The following is a 19,958-nucleotide window of genomic DNA, read 5'->3' as shown; positions in this document are numbered from 1 at the left end:
TCACGGATACCGTTGTAGCCGTCAACGACGATTGATTGCGGAGAGCCAGCGAAATGTTTTTCTTGATACCAGCGCAAAGCGGAATAATGGTTGGGATTTTGCATTATGCGGATAGCGATGGCATCGGGAGAGGTTTGGGCAGATGCGGAAGATAAAATAAACGCAAATATCCCTAATATAATTGTATATAGTAATTTATTTTTCATAGGCTATGGCAGTTCCGCCATGGCGGATAAATCTCACTTGCAGCAGATTATTTTTCAAGCTCTCTTTCGACCATTTTCGACAAATCATCAATATTGATTTCTCCCAACACTTCTTGATCATTTACATAAAGAAACGGCACACCGGTAATATCAAGAGCATTAGCTTCGACAATATTATCATTAACTTCTTTTTGATATTTAAGAGTTTTCAGACAATTATCAAACTTACCTTCATTCAAATTCAACCCCTTAGCCAATTCGATAAATTTATCATTATTTAACTGGCTACTGTTTGCAAAAAGCAAATCATGATACTCCCAAAACTTTCCCTGTTCATTGGCGCAGCGTCCAGCCAAACTCGCTTGAAAAGAATTAGAAGAGGTCTTGCTCTCGGGATAATCTTTCCAAATCAAGCGCACCCTGTCTTTGTATTTTTCTAATATCTGCTTTAAAACTGTTTCTTGTTTATGACAAATACCACATTGAAAGTCTGAAAAAATTACCAAAGTCACCGGCGCTTGCACAACACCCAAGGACGGATCACTTTTGGATATAATCGGTCCAGACAACATATCTTTCAAGTCTGGATTTTTGGTCATAAACGGATCATCATTTTTGTAGTCATTATTCAGATAAACTTTGTCTACGCGCGCATCTTTTGCAAAATTATCATTAAAAAACTTTTCCGTCAACGACATACTGGCAAGACAATAAAAAACAAACAAAAAAACCAGAACCAAAATTGAGGCACTTACAAAAAGAGGAATAGAAAATTTTTCTTTTTTAGACATATTATTATAGTCTTTCAACCGTCATCCCCGCGAAAGCGGGGATCCAGGTACCTCGTAGATTATTTTCAATATAAGGAAAATTAAAATTTACAAAGTATTTATTATGATTAATATTTTTGTTAAGATTTGTCTCAATAATTATGTATCAATAGTCCGTGGCGCCTGGATTCCCGCCTTCGCGGGAATGACAGATAACTACTCTTTGTCCCAATAGGCACTATTAATCTTCCAAGCACCATCCTCCTTAACGACATTAACGGTAATGTCTTGATTAAACACCTTGGAAACATTTGCAGTGGTCATTGTCGCTTCTCGACGCCTTGTTTTCACCAAAACAGTCGCTTGCCCTAATTCATCATTAAAATTTTTCGTCTCTACTACGACTGCCTTTGTAGTAATCCCGTAATAAATATCATTATTTACCTTTGTTTGTTTCGACACGTAGTCATCGGCCCATATTTGCATACTACGACTCATAAATATTTTTAGATCCACCATATTACTAAAGCCAGCCTGATTGGAATAAGTTCCAAAACGCTCGGCAAAAGAGGCAGCCATTTTTTCAACATCACCCTTGCTAATCCTTTTCAGCACAAGTGGCTTTTTAACAATCTCTTTAACAACAACTGAACTGCTTGTGGCTGTTTGCTGAATCGGTTTAGCAATCGACGCGCTATTGTTTTCCAGCGGCAAATTTGTCACTACTGGTTTTCGCAAAAAATTCAATAAAAAAAATGCTAAAAAAGCCAACAACAAACCGCCAAGCAATAAAAGTAATATTTTTATTTTTTTCTTAAAATCTTCATGCATAACTCTTTTATAATTTTAAATTTTAGATATCGATATCAGAAACACCATCTCCGTCAGCATCAGCCTCACTCGGATCCATACTAGCTGCAAATTCCTTCTTAGCCTCTTCAATCTCTAATAATTGGCGCGGATCCGTAGTAATTAACTGATCCTCGGTATAGGACGCAACAATCTTGATGGCGGCATGCTTTTGGCCCGCGAAAAAAATACCCTCACCCACTCCCGATTCTAACAATAAATATTTCTCACCCTCGGTCAACATAAAAGTTTTTTGCAACAAGTCAATTGAAGCTGATGACTGCTTCAATAACAAGCGCAAAGCGGAGTTAGTAATAATCGCCTGTCCATAAGGTGAGCCCAAAAAGTCATTCACATCCTGCGTAATTGTCGTTACGCCCAAATAATATTTACGACAACGCTTCACGAGCGCATGAATAAACTTGGCAGAGTCTTCATTTTGCATCAACCACCAGGCCTCATCAATAACCAAAATACGTTTTTTTAACTGACTGCGCACTACATTCCAAATATAATTAACAATCATATAAATTGCGATCGGTCTCAACTCATCTTCCAAGTCACGTACCGAAAAACAAACCAGCTGATTATTCATCTCCACTGTAGTCTGACTATTGAACAAGCCGGAAAAAGTACCTTGCGTAAATTTCATCAAACGTAAGGCCATATTTTCACCACCCTCCATACCCTCAAGCACATCCTGTAAGTCTTGCATCGTGGGCGGATCAATCTTTGATAAGTCACAATCAGGGGTAATGTCTTTTTTGGCATACACCTCCAACAAGGCTTGATCCAAAACTGAATCTTCTTCGTGAGTCAAGGTTCCAAGCATCAAACGCAAAAGACCCTTCACGGTGATTACCGCACTACGGATAATATCAGACGGTCTTGAATCGCCACCGATTGAACGTGGCAAGTCAAAAGGATTAATCTTGCTCTCCGACGACAACGACACGCCAATATAAGTACCGCCTACCGCGTCAGCCAAATGTTTGTATTCATATTCCGGATCAATAACAATCACGTCGGTGCCCACCATTAATGAACGTAAAATTTCTAATTTGATAGCATAACTTTTACCAGCACCGGAAGCAGCGAAAACGATTGCATTAGGATTCTCCAGGCCAAATCGGTCAAATAAAATCAAACTATTGTTATGACGATTGATACCATACAAAATACCGCTATTTGAGGTCAGCTCACTAGACACAAAAGGGAAAGAGGTCGCTACCGGTGATGAATTCATATTGAAATTAATATATAATTCATCATTACAAAGTGGCAAAGTTGAATTAAAACCCTGCTCTGATTGATAAAAAACTCTCTTTGAATACACCAGGCGTGAACCAAAAATATTTTCAATATCAGAAATCATTTTTTCCAACTCAACTTCTGATTCATTATAAACGGTCACATACAAGGCAAACTGAAAAAATTTCTCAATTCCCTGCGTCAATGCATCGCGCAAGTCTTCAATATCACGCAAAGCTGTCTCACGCAAAGGATCGCGCGCTGCTCCTTTCTCAGCATCAGAAATAATCTGTGCCTCCAAGACACCAACCTTCTTTTTTAACTGCTTTAAAATCACATCAGAGCGAATCGGATAAAAAAACATAGCTACGTCAAAAGCCGTATTCAGATTAATAATCGGCGCAAACCAACCGACGCTAATATAGCGCGGATAAGACACCACGAATATAGTACTGGCATAACGATCACCTAGACGCACTGATTTTGAATCAATCTTTAAAGAAGCTGGGGAAATCAAGTCAATTACTGAAATCGTTCCTTGTCGGTATGCCTTCTCCTCCTCAATAAATTCACGCGTCTCAACGATAACTTTTTCATCATTCACTGGCGCAACCTTATTTTTAATATTATTTTGTTGTTGTCTTTGTAAATCCATGTCTAATTTTTATTTTCTAATCAATTCTCAATTTTCCAACATCCACCATCTCCTGACTCTTGGCTGTTGTTGGATTGTAGGTATTATAATACAATTCTATCAAACTTTGCGTATCTAGAACAGCCATGCCTAAACCGATAGAACTAAGCCCATTCAAGACATTGTCCACTCGCTTCATCAAGTCTGCCTTTCTTCTCTGAAACTTTTCTTCCTTCATTCTAATTAATATTGCCGGCTTAAGAACCTCAGACAATCTTGTCACAAATCCCTTTTGTTTATCAGAAAGTGGATTATACGGCACGACAACGTAAAAACTTTTTTTCATAATCTTGCTCATGGAAATAAGCTCACCAACATATTGAACATAGTCAGCTGTTTGAATCTTCAAAAGTTCGTTCGTCTGTTCTTTTTCTATTTTGCGAATACTGTCTAAATAAGCGTCAATATTCAACTCGCGCGACTGAATTACTACCTGTAGAGGAAAATCTATGTTATTCAAGAAGCCAACGTAAGCCGAGATAATCGCATTCTGCTCGTCCTCACTCTTTAGGGCAAAATTAATACTAGAAACCAAAATAACCGCCCGTAATGTTCCATCGCGCAAAACTACCACATTATCCTTTATTTCCGCAATATCCAAATACTGCTGAGTTGACCCAGCTATCCGACTTCCTGCTAATTTGCTTTTTTGATTTGGCACAATAATGTCACAAATTTTAAACGGCAAGTTTAAAATTTTAAATAATTTAATTAATAATAGGCCTTTTTTGCCCAACTGATTTTATTTCTGAACCACCTTCTTTTTTCTCACCGCGATAACTTCCCTGCGTATCAACTACCAATGATAATTCATTCAAGCGCGATGAACTAAAACCTGTTTTATAATAAATTTCCTCATTTTTTGTTACTATCTCTGGTTCATCAACAATAAAATCCTTGCCAAAGCTTTTATTCCACACACGCAAAGCGGGTCTTTTTAAGGTTTGTAAAAAATTCAAAACAAAAAAATGGAAAGGCATGCTGTTCACTCTAACAAAGGCAAATGAACCAAAAATAAACACGTCCAAGATGCTAAAAAAAACAAAAGCGGAAAAATCAAAAATCTTCCAAGACAGAGCAATCAACATTGAGCCCGCAATTAAAATCAAAAACTGCCGGGATGTAATCGGCCCGATTATCTTATCTTCAACATCAATAAATTGTGGAACGGTAAATTGTTGCATATACTATTTATCTCCCTAAAATCTTAAATTCTTATTCAAATCCATGATAGCCTCAAACTCTTCATAGGTTAAAAAATCCTGTCCAGCCACCTGTCTCTCATTTATTGTAGCACGAATTCCTCCTTCTTTGCTAATTGCTTCTTGTCCAATGGTGATATATAAGCTATTTAATGGACTTTGACGCCATGCCTTTATACCCTCTAATCTCTTAGTATAGCTTTCTTCTTCCAAGAAATTTATCTTTGCCCTGATTAGCTCTTTAGCTTCTTTTGGCACCGCGTTTAAACGGCGAAAGTTAACCAAATTCATTATTCGCAATTCTTCAATTGGACTAACTAATTTAGGCATATACTTAACATCATCCATTCTTTTTTTATTTTCAATTTGTGCCTGAACTATTGGTTGTGCTGGTATGCTTTTCTTCGCCTCTGCCACTTTTTCTTCCGCAACACCGTCCACTAACTCCTCTTTTGCGCCGCTAACCTTTATTTGTTGTGCTCTTTCGCCAATACTGCGCAGCAAATCATCCTTGGCACCGATAGCCATCTTCTTCATCTCATCATTGTCATATGAAGCAATTTGATTAAATTTTGAATAAGGTGCTACCTCTTCTTCCTTCATACTTGAATCATCGATAAAAGAAAAACTCTTGAATGTAGATTTAATGGGTGGCATTGGTTTTTTAACTGGCTCGAGCAGCTCCTCCGACGTCGCCGGAGCTGTCGGAATTGTAGCACATTCCTTTTCACCCATCGCCGCCTTGGCAACGACAGCTTTCTTATCTTCCTGCTCTTTTTTCAAATTACCAAAATCATAGGCCGCATCCCTCGCACCAATCTCAGGTCTAATACCATCTCTTTCCATAAGACGCGAACTTGGCAAAGGCGGAACTAATCGCGGTTCATCATATCGTTTTTTAACCTCATCAATCTGAGCAATGATTTCATTAATCGTTTCCTCACTCAAACTCAAACCACCAACTTTCACATCCTTGATCAAGGCTTGCCGAATATCAATCTTATTGCGCACACCACGCAAATAAGTTTCTACAATACCTTTGAATCGACTATCCAAATCTTCGGAGCTAAAATTAACATCCACTTTCTGCATTACATCACTCATCTTTTTCGCCATCGGCTGTGGTTGTGGCTGAAGACGCATTTGTGGTTCCTGATTTTCTTGACGCTCCTTTTCTGCCACTTTATGTTCAGCAACTTTCTTGGTCAATTCCTGAATCTCTTTTTCATCATCAGGTGAAAAGAAAAAGCTCGAAGTCCTGATAGCCATTTTTTCCCGCGCCAAATTCATCGCTCGGTCATCATCCACATCTACTTTTTCTAAAATATCCACCGGTTTTTCCTTCTTATACAAACCTAAATAGTCAGTCGCCACCGAAAAAACCCTGTCATTTAATTCGTCAACTAAGGTCTCCGCTCGCCGCGCATCCATGCTGAATTCAAACACCATGAACTTCACCAAATCAACCAAGGCGATATCCTTAATCAGCACCCGCATGATTACGGTTGCCAAACTGACATTATACCTCTTCTCAATCTCGCTCACATTTGCCAACACATTAGGCGCCGCAAATTTATCCTTGATTTCTTGAGGAAGGTTATTGAATTTTTTTAAATAATCTAACATAAATATTTAAACTTGCATTTTCTTAACCTCATCCATGAGTGCCCGCCACTCCAAACTTCCTTCTGGATAGCGATTCGCCATAATCCTAAGCCCCTCGATTTTCTTTTCATTGCTAATCTCCTCCTCAATCACTTTCTTCTCCAAGCTATCAGCGCCATACTCATCACTCTGCGCCTGTAAAACATCAATATTCTTCTCCTCCGCCGTCTTTGGCGCACTAAGCGCATCACGACTAAACTCACGCACCTTGTCATCGATTGGAATAATTTCCCAATCCGCCCCAGAGTCATTGGGCATGCTTGCTGGAAAGAACTTTAAATTACGATAAAGAATCAAAAGTTTTCGCACTAAGCGTCGATTTTCGTCATTTAATTTCTGACAATTAACTGAGTGCGCTATATAATCGGTCAAGATTATATCATTAAACATAGCTGATCCTTTTTGAGAAATAAAATCCTTGAGCCAATCGATAACAGCCAAATGGGCAATTTTTTCTTGATTAATTAAAAGAGCTTGTTCTAGAGACTTCTTTAGTCCTTGCTCTTGAGTCAACATTAAAATAAGCAGGTCATTATAATCCTCCAATACAACCCGTGCATCCTCTGAATATATATCCAAAAAACCAAGCATATACCCAGAAAAATTCTCGATTGCCGTTTTTATTTCTTCTTGTTTGTTAATATCTTCTAGCATTATTTATTTCTTTACGTAATAACTGTTAAAACTCCTTTGGCTTGACCAGCAATATTTTCAACATTCTTAATTCGTCTATCAGTTAAATCATTGCTCTTGGAAACTTTCTTTATCATCTCAGCAGAAACACCACGGATGGCATCCTGGACTCCTTGATTCCACAAAGCCTCATCGCTAACCTTGCCAAAATCTTTAACGCTCATGTCTTTTACAAAATTATTCAACTCACCAACACCTAGACCAGCGCCGCTAGTATCTTGGAATCCAGTATGAAGATCGCCCGTAACCTTAGAGAATGCCCTTCTAATAGCCAGGTCGTCATCTTTGAAATCTTTTATTTTGCCACCAGCAACTCCATCTTCAAAAATCTTTTTAAATTTATCAGCATCGGCTGTATTTTTTACCATCTTACCAGCTGCTGCTTCAAATTTATCACCAAGAATCTTCGCAAATGTCTTCATGGAATCAGCATTCAAATTTGACAAGCCTTGTTCCTCCAATTTAATCCTACCCTCGGAAAAGGCTTTTTCAATTGATTTTGTATCCACACTACCATCAGCTCTTGTATTATACAAATATGCATTATTCTTCATCATCGCCTCAGAAAAATCCTTATTCATCAATTCATTGCCAGACAAAAGATCTTTAGCCTTGTTTACTTGCGCATGCTCGCCATCTTTAAATTTACCCTTCAAAAGCATCGCCAACGCCTTTGCCTTCTCTCTGTCTGTCTCAGTATCAAACAATCTCTTTAAATCTTCCGGTGATATACCATTATAATTTTTCATTGTTTTGTCAACGCCTTCCTTCTCTGCCACCTCTCTTGAAGCCTTGCCCTTGTTAGTTGCTGAACGATAATGTGCGGAGAACATTTTTTGCTTATCGGTTGTGTCCTCTAAATCCATTTTACCAATTTTTAACGCATCAGAATCTGTAATAACGCCAGCCTTCTTGTCAGCTTGCTTAAATTTGCCATCCCTTGTGTCTTTCATGTAATCAATTCCATTTTGAGAAAACCAAGTCCCCTTTGCATCTGTAGTGATTTTACCCTGCGCCTCTCGCAATTTTCTCTTATTGTCAAAATGATCACCAGCATTTTTACTAAACGCCCCAGCAACCCCTCCAACCAGGCCACCAAGAGCTGCGCCGCCAAAACCACCAATGGCGCCAACGGCACCACCAGCCACTGCGCCCTTAGCTGCGGACTTGTATCTATCCTGCACCATACCAACCACGGATGCTCCGCGACCTTTATTCCAAGTTGCATCCGCCGCTTTAAGACCGCCCATCGCTATACCACCACCAGTCTTAACACCGCCCCATGCAGCCGCACCGGACTTATTACCAGCCGATTTAATCTTCCCCTTTGTCCAATTCTCCGTCTTGCCGGCAATCTTAGATACTTCACCGCCAATCTTCTGTGACACCTTTAAGCCGCCCATCAGCATGGCGATTACGATAATGTATTTTTGAAAATTTCCTTCGCAAAATAAAGCGTTTGCGCCGGCGCAAACCTGATCACCATTTTTAGCAGCCATTATATTAAGACTATCAACCGAAGCGTTAACCTTAAATGCTAAATAAATAAAAAAAGCTAAAACCGGTCCAACAATAACCGTTTTAATAAAGTCTTCCCAAATTTCTTGAGTAAACTTTTTGAGAGGATCAAAGCCAAAACCTAAAAAAGCCAAGGGAGAAAGAACGGTATATATCCACAGCATTACTACTCTCATTGCTAATACTGCTAGAATAACTGCTAAAACCACCACAGTCATCACCGACGCAAATACACCAGCAATTATCCCGACCGCTATAGCCCACGTATTAAATCCTTCACCGGTACTTGTTGCATCCCATATTTGTCCAATTTTTGACATATTCATCAAATCAACAAATTGTCCTGGGGCATTTGCAAACCCGTTCACAAAAGTAAGCATCACAATCGTCGAGGCATCAATAATTAATCCAAAAATAGTCCGAGAAAAATTTATTAAAACAGCATACATTAATAGTTTAGGCAACATTTTTTTAAAATTGTAGCTTTCAACCCGTAAAATTGTTGCAAACGCGATTACTAAAAATATTAGAACAAAAAACATATTACAAAGATCACGCACTATTACCCAGCCAACTCGTACTACTTCCACATTTATAATGTTATTAAACTGGGCAACGTTGACAATTATTTTTATCAACAGAGTGGATATTAGTCCCAATACTGACGTTATAATAAGAGCAATTATTCCAATCACAACAGATACGGCTGCGCCAACACCTTCTGACAACCCAGTTCCAACATTACCCGCTATTTCTGCCGCATCCGCGGAAACAAAACTAATCGGCACAACCAAAAAAAACAAAATCAGTAGAGATGTTATTAATTTTTTATTTTTAAACATTTTCATAAATCTAAAAAATCACTAATTCCAAGCATCAAAGAATAAATTGGCCAATGCGCCAATAGCACTCCAACCAAGCTTTATAAACTCAACTAAACTATCTAATGGGTTCATCATAAAATTTACAATCATTCCCAAAAAAGCCAAGATTGATACAATTATCAATATCGCCATCAAATTCAAGGCTAAAAATAAAGCCCATTCGGCGTATGAATCAATTTTAATCGGCCACTCTTCGCCTAATTCGCAAAAAATTTCTTTGCCAAAAACAAAAGAACCTAAAACGTGGATATCGATCCAGAGCAAGGAAAAGCCCATGCTGGGAATCAGATAATACCAGGCTTGTCGCAACAATCTGCTCGTGCCCTCCATGGCTGGGGATTTTATCTTACTTTTTATCGCCTTATTCAAACTCTTCTTCGCGCTCATCGCCCGCGCTGCCTGCACTCTCTCTCGCAAACTCTGTTCTCGTCCCGCCTCAACCGCCGCCGTCGGCTCAACCCCTCTTCGCGCCGTCATCTGTCTCTCTCGTAACTCTCCCGCTCGGCCACCCTCATCAACCCGGTTATTCCGTGCCATCATCATTTGATCTACATTGTTTAAAACGGCTTCTGACATATTTTTACCTAACTTTAAATTTTATAATCACGCATTATAGCCTGATCATATTGAACTATTTCAGAACAAACCCCCTTTTCCACCTTATACACAATTGCCTTTATTATATCACATTTCGCCAAAAACCCAAAATAAAAGAGATGGTCTAATTCATTAACTCATCTCTTTAAAAAAATCTATTTAGTTAAATACTCACCGCGAATAATTTACCAAAAAATAGAATCAAGATGCTTAACAAAATAAATAAAAAAATTGGCCTTTCTGTATATTTTTTCCGATTAATCAATACAAATTGAATCATTCCGATAATTAATAAGAAAAAAAATAATAAAATATTTATCCTGAAAATAAAATAAATAGACACATATACGGCTAGAAAAAACATTCCAATCACAGTCTTGCCTCGCCTTAAACCAAGAATAACTGGCAATGTTTTTATACCAGCCTTTTTATCACCCTCATAATCTTTTATATCGATAAAATTAATAGCAAGAGTCATTAACACCAAAACAAAAAAAACAACTTCTCCTGGAAAAGTCCTGATGATACTAGACGCGCTTTGACTTACGGCATTAAAGCCATAAAGATAACCAACAAGCATCAGCAACAACGAATTTACGGATATTACCAATTTAGAAAGTATTGGCACCCTCTTTAATCGAAACGGACGTGTTGAATAAATAAAATAATTACCAATAAAGATTAATAAGAAATAAAAAACAGAAAAACCTACAACAGCGGAGGATGATAATACCAATATTAAGGAAATATTGCCAATTTGTCTATAAACATCCACTGGTACCTTTTTGCTCACCAGCGGTCTATCTGGATTAGAAATTTTATCAATCTCGAAATCTTCTATGTTATTGCCAATCACTGAATACAACCAAGCGAAAACCATAATTATCGCAAATGTTAAATACGGAAAAGGAAAATTGACAAACGAATCAGAGGCATTAGTAGTATTCAGATAGTAGCCTTTTATCCCTAAACCACCCCTGGCAATAAACAAGCCGATCCATACCATCGCTTCAAAATATAAAATTCGCAACCAGCGCATATCCCCTATTATCGCATTAAATATCTTTCTATTATACAAAAAAAGAACAACAATGAGTTGCAACGAAATAATAATAATAAAGTAGTTAGCAAGATAAAAATTAAAATTATCCTTGATATTTTTATTAAAAATTTCAAGAAATAAACTTAAAAATATTGGCGTAGCGAAATAAGCAAAAAAAATAACGTAAGTAATAAATGCAAAAAAAACACTTTTTAAATACCCCCTCTTTTTAAGTAAGAAATAAACAAAACTTGCCAACAGAACGACAATCAACTCAACCTTAATTCCTGGAGTTATTCCCCCAATACTGCGGTACTCACCACCAAGCGTTAAAAACCTAGCCAATAGATTACTAGAATGGGTAGCAGAATTAGTCAAATAGGTCATTGTACAATGCCTATCTCCACAAACCAACAAATCAATTAACGGTGGGATCAAGATAACGGGCGAAAAAGAAAGAACAACTTTAAATATTTTTTCTATTTTCTCCCTGGATGCAAAATAAAACAAAATAACAAAGGATATAACAATAGAAAAATAAAACAATACGTAGTGGGAATACTGCAAAAAATCTATCCTCGAGGCACTAGAAAAAACCTCCAGAAAACACCTAAGATTTATAATCACAAAAAAACTAAAAAAATAAGACAAGATGGAATATTCTGAATTCTCTATTATGTTTATGGTTTTTTTTATTTTATCGAAAATCATAAAAACAGATTAAGCCAACAAGCGCTTAAAGATCTACGGCTTAAGAGAGTATGAACTATTGCTCCGTCACAATAACCCAGCCTGGATAATTAGCATAATCACCAGTATCAGAACAAGGGGTATTATCAACACCTCCAGTACACCACCCCCAGTTATCTTTTAATTTCACTTTAGGTTTAACAGCGCAAAAATCAGACGTTGAGGTTGCCGTTATGGAAATCGCATCACCACTTGCGTTTAAAGCAGTTTTAGTGTCATGAGCACCACAATAAACAGTATTCTGTCCAGATGGAAGATTGTTGATGGAGTTTTTGGCCTTTAGATCCCAATAACTATAAGAATAGTACAGTACATGCGGACTACTCGTACTCATCCTTGGTAATATTTCAATGCCGGAAACGGTGTCACTATTATTATCACCCCAATTTACCGTATACATAACTAGAGGCATTTGTTGACTATCAAGAATGGAATTAAAAGATAAGTTAATTAGGCCATTTTTACGAAGAACAGCATCATTTATAACGCCCCTTATTAAAAGATTGCTAACCCTTGGCGGAATACCACAAAAATCGTCTGGATAAGCCGGTCTAACATTGGTCGGTGTGCTACCACCACAAATATTCCGAGGAACAGACCAGTTATAGCTAGTTTTTACATACTTATTACCGCCCCACTTCCAAGTACCATAACTTTCCGCAAAAACTCTTTTAATCTTGTCATAAGCAGCGACAGGATTATCACCCGTGCTCAAAACTGGAAAACTAGTTTCACAAACATCTCCAACGGCACATTCAAAATAATTCACAAAATTATTATTTGGATTAACCGCATTTGGCGGAGTTGGCGGCACTGGAAGATTATAGCAGAATTTTCGAGATTTTTGACACAGACCGCTTTTAATGCAATTACCCTCACAACTATACAATGCCCCAGAATTAACTTCCTTTGAGTATAGCGCATCATCCTTGAAATTTTTTATTGGCAATGGCTCTACGTTGGTATTAGTGTCAGTGTTTTTCTTAGCATCCCAGCCGGCAGGATTTTCTGCTAGATACGGTGACACTACGCCACTAAACGGTCCAAGAGGCATCTTGTAGCCATAATTAAGTGTTTGAATTTTATAATCAGAACCACTATAAACTCGCCCACTCCAATGTTTATTATTACTAAATGTCACAACCTTGGCCAAACTAGTACAATAAAACAAATCAGAGAACTGACCAGGATCAAATAATTCCCCTGTATCCCTGTCACACAATTTGACTCCAGTTTTTGCCTCATCATAACTACCAGCATTTCCCCCAAAATTCTGCAAATCACCATCATATAAGTAATACCCGCCCCCGCAAGCACTAGCTGTGCCACTAGGGTGACAATATTCATCATTCGGATTACCATCCCAACCGCCATCACCCTCCACATCCTCCCATATATATCCGCTAGGACATTTACAAGTACTGCATCCAGCGCCATTGCAATAAGCGCCAGCACACTCATCATCTCCCGGCTCAGCGTGTCCAAAACGAGTATCAACTCTTCTCTCAACAAGCTCTAAATTTCGAGAGTGGAATTGCGTACAATAATACAAGGGATAGCGATCATTATATCCAACCACATCCTCCTCCCAATCACCACGTATACGGTCAACTGGATACCACAATAAACAAGCATTGGGATTACCTGGATAACGATCATACTCCAAGCAATAACCATAGCGACCTTTTTTCTTAATTCCAGAGTCTTCGTAATATTCACATGATAATGAATCACTTTCTGGATAAAGCCGGCAAGTTGGAGCAACAGTGTCATAAAAACCGTTAACCACTCTAGTCTTTAGCGCTGGCTTAATGACAACATTATCAACATAAACATTACCAGAACAAGTGTCGCCCTGACCAGCACAAACAGTAGAATTATTAACCCAACCCAAAAACTCTATTTTTATGCGATGAACATTATTATTAACCCAAAAATTACTAACAACCTGGCTCCAATCCTTGCCATTGGCGAAAACAATCGGATCAAAAGAATTTATAAAAACACCGGCGCTGCTAAATGTTTGGATTCTAATATAAAATGAAAGCGGAACATTTCCCTTGGAAAAGAAATTAAGCGTGTTAATATCGGCTGATAAATAGTAGTTTTCGCCAGGATCAACGTCAATAAAATCAGATTCCATATTTCCCGCTGCTGGCGAATATTTCAAAAAGGCTTTACCTTTGCCGGCATATTTAATACCTTCGGTCTGAGCGGTGATAGGATTATCGACCACGGAAAATAAATTATTCGTCCATGCCAGATCATTAGAAGGACTCCAACCAAGCGGATATTTACTAGCGCTTCTTTCAAAATCACCATTGGGAACCACTGTCATGCCTCCATTTTGAGTCATAGACGCTAATGGCAACATATCTTTTTTCAAAGTATTATTAACGACACCAACTTCGGAATAACCTGAAGCATTTTGATATTTACTAAAATTAGATGAGATTGCTTGCTGGTTTTTACTATCGGGAACGATAAAATTGTTGCAGTCATTATTAGCGCCAATGCTATCACATAAGCCAACACCGTAGCAAACATTATTATTATTCTCATCTTTGACATAGCTCTTGCAAGCCAACCATTCATCACAGGTGCGATCAGGAGAAACTTTTAATAAAACATTAGAATCATTCTGCCCAGCCACACTGGTTAGCGTCGTTGTACTTGTGTCGGCATCATAAATTAGTCCACTATACGAAACTCCCGGCTTCTTTCGTTCATTGAACAAAACACAGCCCTTACTAGGATTCAAGGATCCATTACATTCATCCCTATTAACGCTTTGACTTAATTGATAATCAATTACACTCTTTTTCAGGCTAACACTGTTTCCCGAAGCCACATCAGAAGAACTAACTTCAACAACGGCGCCATTAGAATTATTTGAATAAAAAGATTTACTAATCGCATCATCGTTTACAGTAATAGAAATTGCGCCACTGGCTGCGAATAAATTGCCTTCATTTAACAACGTTAAATTTCTTGCTGTCACGCTTGCCGTAAAACCAGAACCAGATTTAACTGAAAAAGTGTACAAAGTATTCGGTTCCAATGACACGCTCTGCTCTTTGTTCTCACTCCAACCATCAGCAACACGATTACCATCAACATCTTGCGAAAAATCACTATTATAAATAACATTAGAACTGAAATTAGAAATAGGGTCAATATATTCAGTACAAGTCGATTGACTAGTTGGGCAAGCACCCACCCAATAATTACTTGGCTGGTCAACAATATTACCGTAACCACCATAGCCGATTGTTTTTTGACTACTGACATAGCAAGAAATATCCTTATCGAACAGTGTACATGTTTTTTTAACATCCATTAATTCAGTGCTACAATCCTTGTCACTCTTACAAATATGTCCATCTTCAACACCGCCACATCGGCTAATCTTTTTTCGATACCAGTCAAAATCGGTAGAGCTGGCCTTTTGTCGCCATTCGCAAGTCATATCAAAGGGGTCTTTGAAATAACTCAATGATGCCCCACCATTATTATTCGACGCCGTGTCAAATATCCATTCATCACAACCGACCTGATCAGCGGCACATTTGCCCTGCACGTTATCTGGATTATTGAGCTTATAGACATCAGTATAAAAATTCTCAATAACACTATCAGTAACACCGCTATCATATTTAGATACTTCTCCCATTCGTTCACAGCCCTTTTCTTCACTGGTGCATTCCTTATCTTTGCTATAAACAACAAAGGCAATATTATCCTCAGCTGCACTGGAACTATTGTGCGTATCAATCATCATCTCACAACCGATTGCGCTTTCCTGACACAAATTAGTAAATTGACGCAAATAATGTTTATTATTATCACCTTCAGAGGAGTATTCAGCACAACCCAAATTATATTCTGGTCCCTGATAATTGCCAAAAATATCACTATTGCAAACATCTGGAATAACCGATGAACCCTTAATCAAGTAATAACGATCTGTAATTTCCGTAAGAATAATGTTATCAATAAAAAAATCGCCATTAGCCTTAATGAGTAATTTTTCATCAACGCTTATTTCATGATCTAATGAAGTCAAATTCAATTCATAAAGATTCCAATCGGTCTTAATCACGGCATTCACTGCCAATGATGATGAGGCTACACCAGAATCAAAATAAATATTAGTAAATTTATTAACTAAATTTGATTTACCTTTAGCCAAGAAAGCTAAATGATAAGATTTGCCTTGCTTAACAACATCGGAGACGTCATAAGAAATACCGGTATCACCGCTAGCGTTAGTAATCATAAGAGAATTTTCACCAGATTTCAATGACTCACTATCAAGTATCGCCTGAGTACCATCAAGGCCCTGCCATCCGGAAGCACTACCCTCGAAATCACTTTGTAAAACAATCTGCACGTTGGCTCCTGAATTACCATTATATTCACGACAACCATCTTGAGTCGCTGCACAAGTCTTGCCTTCACCGGGGATTGCATCATAGATACAAGCCTGGCCTGCTACGCTCCACTTACCGCCATTCAAACAAACATTGCAATTACTCAAAAGAGCATCCCAGCAGCTGTCTTTCTTGTCCGCCCCTTCATCAGTACAAATAACACTACCACAAGCAGCTTGCGTCGTTATACTATCGTCAACATTCACAGCTGTGCGGCGATATGGATGACAATCGTCACTACAAGCTATTGTATACGGCAAAAATTTATAAGATACTTTTCCCGTCTTATTATAGAACTCGAAACACATTGGATTGTCTAGGCTTCCATAAGTATCTGAATCACAGACTTTATTATTATAAAGAGAATCACTAGAAACCGCCGGATCAGTGGCGCTATCAGCCTTTAATTGATGAACTTTTAATTGAAAACCAGTCTCTGAAGATCCCTCCCAGGTATAAAATTCAGCGCAAGCTACATCACCAGCCTTAACACATTGCTTCAGCTCACTATAATACTCAACTGCTTCTGCCCCATACTGATCAACTTTTTCCTTTTGCGCGCTATCACCGACCTTGTCCAGGTTAGTAAATTGATCACAGCCAACTGCTTCGGCGCCACAAGTCTTGGTTTTGGTTGGAATCAAATAAGCCGATCGTCGGGAATCAAAAGCACTCTCTGATTGCAAATATTCGTCATAACCATTACAGGATGCATCACAATAATCAGTCGGTATTACACTCGCCGGGATTGTCATCTTGTCCGTTGTCGCTGTAAACATTTTGCAACCTACCTCCTCGGCATTACACTTGCGTGCAAAACTATTACAAATAGCGGGTGCTGTACTCTTCAAGCTATAATTTAACCCAGGATCATCATAACAAACATATTCCAAATAATTTGGTAATAATTTTTCATAAATCACGCCCACCTGTGCATATTCACTAAAAACAGTCGGATTCTTACTCTTTTCCACTTTTACGCCATCAATCAAGCAATTTGCATAGTCAGCACCGATAACGCCTATCCAAACTCGACCATCATTACTTTCATTTTCTTTATTAAAATAATGCGAAACTGCAAAACGTTGCCATTGATCTGTTGTTTCTAATGTGGACGATGAATAATTAGTCAAACTGTCACCTATTCCAATCACGCCGTTGGTGCCACAATTTTTTGCCGAAACGGAAAAGGTATAATAATAACCCTTCAAATCAACGTCAATCTTAAAGGCCGGTACGGTAGTGGCAATATCATGTGTTAATTTCACACTCTTGTCACCGAAGGCCGCTGTTGCGTCAACAGTCGCATCGAACAAATCCTCAAAACCGCCAAAAATATTAGCGCCGTTGCTCATTTCCGTACGAATAAACTGATGACAACCTTCACCCTTAACGTCACAATCACTCATGATGCGATTAAAAGTTGATGAGGCACTTGATAAACTCCACTTGACAGAATTATCTACAACATTATAAAAACCATTACTAGCACTAACGCCCATGGCATACTCTCTACAACCAACCGCATCCGCGCTACAATTATTAAAATCTAAACCATTTTGCAAATAAGAAACTGTATTACCTTGACGACTGCGGAAGGTCTGGCAAGTATTATAAATCGGCTCGCAAGAATTGCTGCCAAAATTCCATTTACGCTTTTCTTCAGTACAATAACCATAAACATCACAAGAGCCGTCTGCTTTTTCCTTGATACAAGATTGTTCATCGGCGCAATAATTATTATTACGAGAAATAGACAACTTGCTCGCACTCCCCTCGCCAGTAATATTTTCTGATAATATTTCTGGGCCATACCCCTCTTTCTTACAATAACCCAAGGGTGCCTTTAAAACCCAATCTGGATCTACTAAACCCTTACACCAATTAGCTGAATAACCATTACGCGCATCATTATCAGAGAAACAATCGACTAAATCTTTTAAGGATCTGACACCTGTACCAGTTGCAGGATCCTTGATATATTGCGCAGCCACCTCCCAGCCGACAGGCAAGATTCTAAATTTGCGCAAAATAATCATGGAACGATATGGATAATCTTCGTTATATTTCGGCTCTAAGCCATCTAATCTGAATCCAAAAATAGCATCCTGATTAAGATACTTCTGATCCATTGCCTCTCCCACTGTCATCCGACCCGCAATCGCCTGTCGGAATTTATCAGTAATTACACAATTAGTTGGTCCCGCCTTAGTTGGGTCTGGACATATTGTTAATTCAGCCAAAATATCATAATCACCTCGCACCGTAAAATTAGGCTCAATAATCTTCTTAAACTGCTCCTTGACTGCTTCAGTGCCGCCAGATCCACCACCAGCGTTAACATTCACCAAGCCATAATCACCTGTGTACGGCGACGTAGCAGGCGCGCCGGTTAAACTTTTTAATAAATTACTGAATACGGTCGCAGCTAATTGATTTAAAAAGACATTAACCGCGTCAACCATTGTTCCTGTAAAAGTATTGGCAGCAATAGCTCTCGTTGTTCCATCTTTTTGCAATTGATACGTAACAATCTGATCAGTTGGTAGCCCTGTTAAATTGCCAGCTATATCCGTAACGTCCAACCAACCTTTTTTATTCTTCACCCTCTCCTCCGCCAATCTAGTCTTGTTAGCACTTGCCTCCATTAAATTAGTTTGCAAAGACAAGGCGATGCCCAAATCATTAGAGTTAGGCTCAAACATATTTTGGAAGCGATTAAGAAAATCCGGTCTAGCCAGTTCCGACTCCCAATTTTTCTTCATTGTTGTAAAAGTACAAGCCGGCGCTTTCTTCCGATACGGTCCAGACAAACCACCTAAGATTTTAATTTTAATATCAAAGCTAGGGTTACAAAGATTAGCATCCCACTTCTTACTCAGAGCTTCAATATATTCTCCGGCAAAATTATCACCAATATTGGCCAAATACTTATCCCAACCCTCGGTAATAAACAACGGCTTTTGACCTTTTCCACCAGAGCCAATCCAAGTAGCTGTATCGTAAGCAATGGTGTTTAAAGATTTTTGAGCCGCCGCCCAAAAAGTTTTCGCATTAAGAGTCGACAAAGCATCTCTAGTTTTTTGTTCTGCAAAAGTCCTAGCCCATGACGCAGCATCAGCCATATCACCCTTTAGGGTAGTTTTTACCACCCCATCATCACCAACCTTAATCAATCCAGCACCAAGAGCCTGATCAAACGCCGCCTGATCTGCGCTGCCCAATGAAGCTATATCTGTAACCGATCCTCCGGCAAAATCTGTTCCAGTGAACAGCGCCGCAACATTTTTGCCACGACCAAACAATAAAAAAACAACAAAAAATCCTAAAACAAAGCTCTGCCAAAATCTCTTCTTTATTGTTTTTTTATTTTCCGTAGTCATATTGTTTACAAATTTAAACCC

Annotated in this window: 12 protein-coding genes; all 12 read right to left on the bottom strand. The window is 38.5% G+C overall.

Annotated elements, in window-relative coordinates; all coding sequences use genetic code 11:
* The coding region (locus KKD45_03330) for a hypothetical protein (protein MBU4309536.1) at window positions 1-206 on the bottom strand (206 nt) is incomplete at its 3' end.
* A gap of 47 nt (window positions 207-253) precedes the next feature.
* Entirely contained in the window at window positions 254-997 is a 744-nt protein-coding gene (locus KKD45_03325; protein ID MBU4309535.1) for a DsbA family protein, read from the bottom strand.
* Window positions 998-1,192: 195 nt separating this feature from the next.
* On the bottom strand, window positions 1,193-1,807 hold the full coding sequence (locus tag KKD45_03320; GenBank protein MBU4309534.1) for a hypothetical protein: 615 nt from the start codon (window positions 1,805-1,807) through the stop codon (window positions 1,193-1,195).
* A 22-nt stretch (window positions 1,808-1,829) separates the two neighbouring features.
* Window positions 1,830-3,731 (bottom strand): ATP-binding protein, encoded by a 1,902-nt coding sequence (locus KKD45_03315; GenBank protein ID MBU4309533.1) that lies wholly within the window; start codon window positions 3,729-3,731, stop codon window positions 1,830-1,832.
* Window positions 3,732-3,747: 16 nt separating this feature from the next.
* On the bottom strand, window positions 3,748-4,431 hold the full coding sequence (locus tag KKD45_03310) for a hypothetical protein (GenBank protein ID MBU4309532.1): 684 nt from the start codon (window positions 4,429-4,431) through the stop codon (window positions 3,748-3,750).
* A gap of 46 nt (window positions 4,432-4,477) precedes the next feature.
* On the bottom strand, window positions 4,478-4,954 hold the full coding sequence (locus KKD45_03305; protein MBU4309531.1) for a PrgI family protein: 477 nt from the start codon (window positions 4,952-4,954) through the stop codon (window positions 4,478-4,480).
* Window positions 4,955-4,969: 15 nt separating this feature from the next.
* Complete coding sequence (locus tag KKD45_03300) at window positions 4,970-6,598, bottom strand: hypothetical protein (GenBank protein ID MBU4309530.1); 1,629 nt, start codon at window positions 6,596-6,598, stop codon at window positions 4,970-4,972.
* A 6-nt stretch (window positions 6,599-6,604) separates the two neighbouring features.
* Entirely contained in the window at window positions 6,605-7,291 is a 687-nt protein-coding gene (locus KKD45_03295) for a hypothetical protein (GenBank protein ID MBU4309529.1), read from the bottom strand.
* An 11-nt stretch (window positions 7,292-7,302) separates the two neighbouring features.
* A complete protein-coding gene (locus tag KKD45_03290) occupies window positions 7,303-9,696 on the bottom strand; it encodes a hypothetical protein (GenBank protein ID MBU4309528.1) in 2,394 nt (797 codons plus the stop codon).
* A 15-nt stretch (window positions 9,697-9,711) separates the two neighbouring features.
* Window positions 9,712-10,308 (bottom strand): hypothetical protein, encoded by a 597-nt coding sequence (locus tag KKD45_03285; GenBank protein ID MBU4309527.1) that lies wholly within the window; start codon window positions 10,306-10,308, stop codon window positions 9,712-9,714.
* Between the two features lie 184 nt (window positions 10,309-10,492).
* The gene (locus tag KKD45_03280) at window positions 10,493-11,758 is read right to left on the bottom strand and encodes a UbiA family prenyltransferase (protein ID MBU4309526.1); all 1,266 of its coding nucleotides are present in this window, start codon (window positions 11,756-11,758) and stop codon (window positions 10,493-10,495) included.
* A gap of 379 nt (window positions 11,759-12,137) precedes the next feature.
* Window positions 12,138-19,937 carry a carbohydrate binding domain-containing protein gene (locus tag KKD45_03275; GenBank protein ID MBU4309525.1) on the bottom strand — a complete coding sequence of 2,600 codons (7,800 nt, stop codon included), beginning with the start codon at window positions 19,935-19,937 and terminating at the stop codon, window positions 12,138-12,140.
* Window positions 19,938-19,958: the final 21 nt, after the last annotated feature.

This window comes from Patescibacteria group bacterium, from assembly GCA_018897195.1.
Lineage (GTDB): Bacteria > Patescibacteriota > Patescibacteriia > Patescibacteriales > UBA12075 > JAHILH01.
Note: the sequence above shows the minus strand (reverse complement) of the source record. Positions and strands in the feature narration are given on the sequence as shown.

What these genes read in the sequence shown, in the direction of transcription:
- KKD45_03325 (MBU4309535.1), bottom strand. Translation starts at nt 997, where the DNA reads ATGTCTAAAAAAGAAAAATTTTCTATTCCTCTTTTTGTAAGTGCCTCA.
- KKD45_03320 (MBU4309534.1), bottom strand. Translation starts at nt 1,807, where the DNA reads ATGCATGAAGATTTTAAGAAAAAAATAAAAATATTACTTTTATTGCTT.
- KKD45_03315 (MBU4309533.1), bottom strand. Translation starts at nt 3,731, where the DNA reads ATGGATTTACAAAGACAACAACAAAATAATATTAAAAATAAGGTTGCG.
- KKD45_03305 (MBU4309531.1), bottom strand. Translation starts at nt 4,954, where the DNA reads ATGCAACAATTTACCGTTCCACAATTTATTGATGTTGAAGATAAGATA.
- KKD45_03300 (MBU4309530.1), bottom strand. Translation starts at nt 6,598, where the DNA reads ATGTTAGATTATTTAAAAAAATTCAATAACCTTCCTCAAGAAATCAAG.
- KKD45_03295 (MBU4309529.1), bottom strand. Translation starts at nt 7,291, where the DNA reads ATGCTAGAAGATATTAACAAACAAGAAGAAATAAAAACGGCAATCGAG.
- KKD45_03290 (MBU4309528.1), bottom strand. Translation starts at nt 9,696, where the DNA reads ATGAAAATGTTTAAAAATAAAAAATTAATAACATCTCTACTGATTTTG.
- KKD45_03285 (MBU4309527.1), bottom strand. Translation starts at nt 10,308, where the DNA reads ATGTCAGAAGCCGTTTTAAACAATGTAGATCAAATGATGATGGCACGG.
- KKD45_03280 (MBU4309526.1), bottom strand. Translation starts at nt 11,758, where the DNA reads ATGACCTATTTGACTAATTCTGCTACCCATTCTAGTAATCTATTGGCT.
- KKD45_03275 (MBU4309525.1), bottom strand. Translation starts at nt 19,937, where the DNA reads ATGACTACGGAAAATAAAAAAACAATAAAGAAGAGATTTTGGCAGAGC.